5 protein-coding genes are annotated in these 7351 nt (G+C 69.9%); 4 read left to right on the forward strand and 1 reads right to left on the reverse strand.

What is annotated here, in order from left to right; all coding sequences use genetic code 11:
• Positions 1-2202, reverse strand: a 2202-nt coding sequence (gene eccCa / locus VN520_RS30255; RefSeq protein WP_325750134.1) for a type VII secretion protein EccCa, incomplete at its 3' end; no start/stop codon positions are given.
• 241 nt (positions 2203-2443) lie between these two features.
• Between eccCa and eccD the strand changes: the two genes are divergently transcribed.
• The 4 genes from eccD to VN520_RS30275 form a co-directional block, all read left to right on the forward strand.
• Positions 2444-3952: a type VII secretion integral membrane protein EccD gene (eccD, locus tag VN520_RS30260; protein WP_325750135.1), complete on the forward strand. Its 1509-nt coding sequence runs from the start codon at positions 2444-2446 to the stop codon at positions 3950-3952.
• Between the two features lie 176 nt (positions 3953-4128).
• A complete protein-coding gene (gene rpsO, locus VN520_RS30265) occupies positions 4129-4419 on the forward strand; it encodes a 30S ribosomal protein S15 (RefSeq protein WP_003965855.1) in 291 nt (96 codons plus the stop codon).
• A 271-nt stretch (positions 4420-4690) separates the two neighbouring features.
• Positions 4691-6907, forward strand: a complete 2217-nt coding sequence (locus VN520_RS30270; RefSeq protein ID WP_325750137.1) for a polyribonucleotide nucleotidyltransferase — start codon at positions 4691-4693, stop codon at positions 6905-6907.
• Positions 6904-7351: M16 family metallopeptidase (locus VN520_RS30275; protein WP_325750136.1), on the forward strand; the 448-nt coding region annotated here is incomplete at its 3' end. The genes VN520_RS30270 and VN520_RS30275, both read left to right, overlap by 4 nt.

Raw genomic sequence — 7351 nt, forward strand, 5'->3', positions numbered from 1 at the left:
CTGACGCGCCTCGGGCACGCCGGTCTGCGCGGCCGGCTGCACGTAGCGCACCGGCACCGGAGCCGCGGTGAACACCACGGGCCTGCGGTCCACGGGCAGGGGCCCGGACGACGCGGCCGGCCGGGCGCCCGCGCGGTACACCCCGGAGACGTACGCCGCCTTGAAGCGCACCATCTCGTCGGTGCCGTACTTCAGATAACCCGAACCAGGGACGTTGGGCAGGTGGTAGGCGTCGGGCACCCCCAGCGCGGCCCGGGACTCGCCCGCGGAGAACGTACGCAGACCGATCCGGTACGAAAGATAGGTCTCCAGGCCGCGCAGCCGCCCCTCCTCGAGGCGCTGCGACGCCAGCAGCAGATGGACTCCCAGCGAACGGCCGATGCGCCCGATCTGCACGAACATCTCGATGAAGTCCGGCTTGGCCGTGAGCAGCTCGCTGAACTCGTCGATGACCAGGACGAGGGAGGGGATGGGCTGCAGCGGAGCACCCGCGGCCCTCGCCTTCTCGTAGTCGTGGATGTTGGCGTAGTTGCCCGCGTCGCGCAGCATCTCCTGGCGGCGGTTGAGCTCACCGCTGATGGAGTCGCCCATGCGGTCCACCAGCGTCAGGTCGTCCGCGAGGTTGGTGATCACCGCCGCCACGTGGGGCATCTGCGCCATGCCGGCGAAGGTGGCGCCACCCTTGAAGTCCGCGAGGACGAAGTTCAGCGTCTCCGAGGTGTGGGTGACGGCAAGGCCCAGAACGAGCGTACGGAGCAGCTCGGACTTGCCGGAACCGGTGGCGCCGACGCACAGGCCGTGCGGGCCCATGCCCTCCTGCGCCGCCTCCTTGAGGTCCAGCATCACGGGCGCGCCGTCCTCACCCACGCCGATCGGCACCCGGAGCCGCTCGGCCTGCGAGCGGGCCCGCCAGGTCCGGCTCACGTCGACCGACGCGGCGTCGCCGAGGTTCAGCAGGTCGGTGAACTCCAGATTGGCGAGCAGCGGTTCGTCGTCGTCCCCGCCGGTGGCCACATGGAGCGGGGCCAGCTGCCGCGCCAGCGCCTCCGCGGCCTCGTGGCTCAGCAGATCGGGGAGACCGTCGTACACCAGCCCGTGCCCCGACTCCAGCTGCAGCGACGTGGGGTCCACCACGATGGAGAGGCCGCCGCGTGCTCCGGTGACCTGGCCCGTGAAGATCTCGACCACGGTCACGCCCTGAAGGCCCTCGGCCGACGCGAGCGCGGACGTCGCGGGTACGGACTCGCCGTCGAGTACGACGACGACGTGCGGCTGGTCCAGGAGCGGCTGCCCGCCCGGCTGGAAGCGGGGCCGGCCGTCGAGGTGCCCCGCGAGCAGTTCCTCGAGCTCCGTGACACTCGTGCTGATCAGACGACGGCTGCCGGCGCCGTCGAGGGAACCGCGCGCCTGGACGTGCGGGAGCCACTTCGTCCAGTCCCAGCGCGCGGCGGCGTCCCGGCCGGCCGCGACGGCGATGATCAGGTCCTCGGGGGAGTGCAGCGAGGCGAGCGCCCCGACCATCGCACGGGCCGTGGCACGCGCGGACTCCGCCTCACCACTGATCGTCAGGTGGTAGAAGGCACGGAGCGAGACCGCCATCGGCAGGCCGTCCAGTGTGCTGTGGGCCGTCAGGAACTGCTGCATCGCCCCGGCGGTCAGCGGCTCCAGCTCGTCGACCGGGGCGGTGTCGGGCGCGACGAGCGGAGTGGTGAGCTCCTGGCTGCCCAGGCCGATGCGCACATGCGCGAAGTCCGCGTCCCCGACACGGCGCTCCCACACCCGGCTGCCCTCCGCGACCAGCGCCCACAGCTGCTCCGGGGAGGGGTGGAGGTAGAACTGCGCGTCGCGCTGCTGCCGGGCGGTCCTCAGCACGGCGCGCCTGGTCTGCGTCAGGTACTTCAGGTAGTCACGCCGCATGTCCGCGAGCTGGCCCTGGGTGCCGCGCCGGAAGCGGATGATCATCGCAATGGCCATCGCGATCGTCGACGCGATCATGATCATGCCCATGATCCGCATGATCGGGTTCGGCGTCATGAAGAAGAAGACGACGGAACCACCCATGCCGAGCATCGGCAGCAGTTGCATCATCACCCCCTCCTGCTGTCCGCGAGGCAGCTCGGGCGGCGGTTGCAACTGCACCTGCTCGCCCGGAACTTCGGAGGGGAGGGCCCGCGGTGGGCGCTTGACGACGATCTGGCTCACAGCTCACCAATTCCCTTGCCGGACGGAACTGTTCCTGATCGGCGCCCCCGTGGCGACGGGTTCCGTCCGCGGGGGGATCCTACTGGCGAGCCCCATGAGCCGAGGGCGGTAGGGTGTCGCGACGCGTGTACGCATCCGCTAACTACCGCAAAAAAATGGGTCATTCGGGACGCAGACCGAACCTGTGGTCCAGGGGTGCGTTTTCAGGAGATTCCAGCAGGACCATGAGGGGGAGCAGCACGTGACTACGACGGCCCGAAGGGCGGCCACCGGATCCGGACGGCCGGGTCCCGGAGTTCCGGCCGGCAACGGAACCGGTTTCTGCCGGGTCACGGTCGTCGCGCCGGACAGCCGCGTCGACGTGGCACTGCCCGAGGACATCCCCGTCGCCGACCTCTACCCGGAGATCCTCCGGCTCTCGGGTCAGAGCCCGGCCCAGGGCGCCCCGGTCGGATACCACCTGGTGCGCCGTGACGGCACCGTCCTCGACAGCGGGCGCACGCTGGCCGGCCAGCGCATCCTCGACGGCGAACTGCTCTCCCTGAGACCCTTCTCGGAGTCACTGCCCCCCGCGGTCTTCGACGACGTCTCCGACGCCGTCGCCACCGCCGTCGCCCGGGACCGCACCCTCTGGGGCGACAGCCTCATGCGCTCGGCCGGACTCTTCGGAGGGTCGGTCCTGCTGGTCCTGCTCGGCTTCGTGCTGTGGACCTCCGACGTGCGGCACGACATGCACGGCCTCCCGGGCGTCCTGGCCGCCGTCGCCGCCGTACTCCTGCTCGCGCTGGCCTGCGTACGCGCGCGTGTCTACGCGGACCGCGGCTCGTCCGTCGCGCTCGGGACCGGTGCGCTCGCCAACGCCGGGGTCGCCGGTGCCGGGCTCCTGCCGCTCGGCGAGGGCCAGGGCGTCGGCAGGCTCCAGTTCCTGCTCGCCTGCGCCGCCGTGCTGGTGGTGTCGGTGATCCTCATGATCGCCGCTCCCGAAGGCGACGGCACCTTCGTCGCCTTCGTGTTCGCCTCCGCCATCGGCGTACTGGTGACCTTCGTCGCGATCATGACCGGCATGGAGCCGGCCGAGACCGCGGCCGTGTGCGCGCCCCTGTCCGTGGGGCTCCTCGGCTTCCTGCCCGGACTCTCCACCCGCTTCGCCCGCCTCCCGATCGGCTTCGAGCCGCCCCGCACCACCGTCGGTGACTACGGGGCGTCCGACCCGGCGCCGCAGGGCCCGGTCGACGCCGACCGCATCGCCGCCCAGGCGCGGCGCGGCCACGAACTGCTCCTCGGGCTGGTCGGCGGATGCGCACTGGTGGCCGTGGGCGCCGCAGCGGTGCTCGGCTTCTCGGACAGCGTCTGGGGTCAGCTGCTGGCGCTCGCCACCGGGGCCGCGATGCTCATGCGCGCCCACCTGTTCCGCTACACGGCCCAGGTCGGCTGCGCCCTGGGGGCCGGCCTCGCCGCACTCGTGCTCCTCGGTCTCGGACTGTCGCTCAACCCGCCGCTCGCGCTGGTCCGCGAGGCGCTCACGGGGGACGGCGCGGGGCTCGGCATCCGTACGATCTGGCTCACCGCCGCGGTCGCCGGCGTCGCCGCCCTGATCACCGCCATAGGGCTGATCGTGCCGCGCAAGGGTGTCACCCCGTTCTGGGGGCGCTTCCTGGAGGTCGCCGAGGCGGTGGTGCTCCTGACGCTGCTGCCGCTGTGTCTCGCCGTCTTCGACGTCTACCACTCGATCCGGGCGCTCACCAGCTGACCACCGTCGGGCGCGCTCCGGGCGACTGGTACTCTGGCCAGTGGCCGTTTGTGTACGCGTCTTCGGATCATCCTGGGGACTGCGCTCATCGGACCTTCGCCTCCGAGTCATGGAAGCTCCCCTGAGATCAAGACCAGGGGCACTCGTGGGCGCATCGAACACCAAGAGGAGTACGCGTGCCGCTCGACGCCGCTACGAAGAAGCAGATCATGTCCGAGTTCGCCCAGAAGGAGGGTGACACCGGATCCCCCGAGGTCCAGGTCGCCATGCTCTCCCGCCGGATCTCGGACCTGACGGAGCACCTCAAGACGCACAAGCACGACCACCACTCCCGCCGGGGTCTGCTGATCCTCGTCGGCCAGCGTCGCCGTCTTCTGCAGTACCTTGCCAAGAAGGACATCCAGCGCTTCCGTGCGCTCGTCGACCGCCTCGGCATCCGCCGCGGTGCGGCCGGCGGCGCCAAGTAAGGACGCTGTGAGAGGGAGCGGTACCCCGGTCCAGGGGGCCGCTCCCTTTGCTGTACGTGCGTGACCGGGGTCAGGCTCAGTAACCTGGACGCACGACAACAGAACGAGGAGAGGCGCCCCACGGCCGCCGCCGGTCCTCGGTAGTGGCCCCCGGGGGCAACGCCCGGGAGCTTCGATCGAAGACCGGCCCGCACACACGGTGCGCTTCTCCGCACCGTCCTCCGCCACACGGGCGGCAGGACGAAAGACGACGAGTATGGAGAAATCACTAGTGGAGAACGAGACCCACTACGCCGAAGCCGTGATCGACAACGGCACCTTCGGCACCCGCACCATCCGCTTCGAGACGGGCCGCCTGGCCAAGCAGGCCGCCGGCTCCGCCGTCGCGTACCTGGACGACGACACCATGGTGCTGTCGGCCACCACCGCTTCCAAGCGGCCCAAGGACAACCTCGACTTCTTCCCCCTCACGGTGGACGTCGAGGAGCGGCAGTACGCGGCCGGCAAGATCCCCGGCTCCTTCTTCCGCCGGGAGGGCCGGCCCTCCGAGGACGCGATCCTCACCTGCCGCCTGATCGACCGCCCGCTGCGCCCCTCCTTCAAGAAGGGCCTGCGCAACGAGATCCAGATCGTCGAGACGATCATGGCGCTCAACCCCGACCACCTGTACGACGTGGTCGCGATCAACGCCGCCTCCTGCTCCACGCAGCTGGCCGGCCTGCCCTTCTCCGGCCCGATCGGCGGCACCCGTGTCGCCCTGATCAAGGGCCAGTGGGTCGCCTTCCCGACGCACACCGAGCTCGAGGACGCCGTCTTCGACATGGTCGTCGCCGGTCGCGTCCTGGAGGACGGCGACGTCGCGATCATGATGGTCGAGGCCGAGGCCACCGAGAAGACCATCCAGCTCGTCAAGGACGGCGCCGAGGCCCCGACCGAAGAGGTCGTCGCCGCCGGTCTGGAGGCCGCGAAGCCCTTCATCAAGGCGCTCTGCAAGGCCCAGTCCGACCTCGCCGCGAAGGCCGCCAAGCCCACCGGTGAGTTCCCGGTCTTCCTCGACTACCAGGACGACGTCCTGGAGGCGCTCACCAGCGCCGTCAGCACCGAGCTCGCCAAGGCGCTCACCATCGCCGGCAAGCAGGAGCGCGAGGCGGAGCTGGACCGCATCAAGGAGATCGCGGGCGAGAAGCTGCTCCCGGCCTTCGAAGGCCGCGAGAAGGAGATCTCGGGCGCCTACCGCGCGCTGACCAAGAAGCTGGTCCGCGAGCGCGTCATCAAGGACAAGGTCCGCATCGACGGCCGCGGCGTCACGGACATCCGTACGCTCGCCGCCGAGGTCGAGGCCATCCCGCGCGTGCACGGCTCGGCGCTGTTCGAGCGTGGCGAGACCCAGATCCTGGGCGTCACCACCCTCAACATGCTCCGTATGGAGCAGCAGCTGGACACCCTCTCCCCGGTGACCCGCAAGCGCTACATGCACAACTACAACTTCCCGCCGTACTCCGTCGGTGAGACCGGCCGCGTGGGTTCGCCCAAGCGCCGTGAGATCGGCCACGGCGCGCTCGCCGAGCGCGCCATCGTGCCGGTGCTGCCGTCGCGCGAGGAGTTCCCCTACGCGATCCGCCAGGTCTCCGAGGCGCTGGGCTCCAACGGCTCGACGTCCATGGGCTCGGTCTGCGCCTCCACCATGTCGCTGCTGAACGCCGGTGTGCCCCTCAAGGCCGCCGTCGCCGGTATCGCCATGGGCCTGATCTCCCAGGAGAACAACGGCGAGACGCACTACGTCGCCCTCACCGACATCCTCGGTGCGGAGGACGCCTTCGGCGACATGGACTTCAAGGTCGCCGGCACCAAGGAGTTCGTGACCGCGCTCCAGCTCGACACCAAGCTCGACGGCATCCCCGCCTCGGTGCTGGCCGCCGCGCTGAAGCAGGCCCGTGACGCGCGTCTGCACATCCTGGACGTCATGAACGAGGCCATCGACGTCCCGGACGAGATGTCCCCGAACGCCCCGCGGATCATCACCGTCAAGATCCCCGTGGACAAGATCGGCGAGGTCATCGGCCCCAAGGGCAAGATGATCAACCAGATCCAGGAGGACACCGGCGCCGACATCACGATCGAGGACGACGGCACCATCTACATCGGTGCCCAGCAGGGCTCGCAGGCCGAGGCCGCCCACGCCACGATCAACGCCATCGCCAACCCGACCATGCCGGAGGTCGGCGAGCGCTACCTGGGTACGGTCGTCAAGACCACCACCTTCGGTGCGTTCGTCTCCCTGATGCCCGGCAAGGACGGTCTGCTGCACATCTCGCAGATCCGCAAGCTCGCCGGTGGCAAGCGCGTGGAGAACGTCGAGGACGTGCTCGCCGTCGGTGCCAAGGTCCAGGTCGAGATCGCGGAGATCGACTCCCGTGGCAAGCTCTCCCTCATCCCCGTGATCGAGGGCGAAGAGGCCGACGAGAAGAAGGACGACACCGACAAGTGACGTCCCGTAGTTCCGTGACGACGGCCCGCCCCTCCTCCGAGGGGCGGGCCGTCGCCCGTACCCAAACGCTCCTCAAGGGCAGCAACGGCATCGGCACGGTACGCCGTACCGTCCTTCCCGGTGGTCTCCGTGTCGTCACCGAGACGCTGCCCTCCGTACGCTCCGCCACCTTCGGGATCTGGGCCAACGTCGGTTCACGCGACGAGACGCCCGCACTGAACGGCGCGACGCACTACCTCGAACACCTCCTCTTCAAGGGCACGGCCAAGCGCAGCGCCCTCGACATCTCGTCCGCGATCGACGCGGTCGGCGGCGAGATGAACGCCTTCACGGCGAAGGAGTACACCTGCTACTACGCGCGGGTGCTCGACGACGATCTCCCGCTCGCGGTGGACGTGCTGGCTGACTTGATCACCTCGTCGGTGGTGGCCAGCGCGGACGTCG

Origin of the sequence: Streptomyces sp., from assembly GCF_035563135.1 — a bacterium.
In the GTDB taxonomy this organism is placed as follows: domain Bacteria; phylum Actinomycetota; class Actinomycetes; order Streptomycetales; family Streptomycetaceae; genus Streptomyces.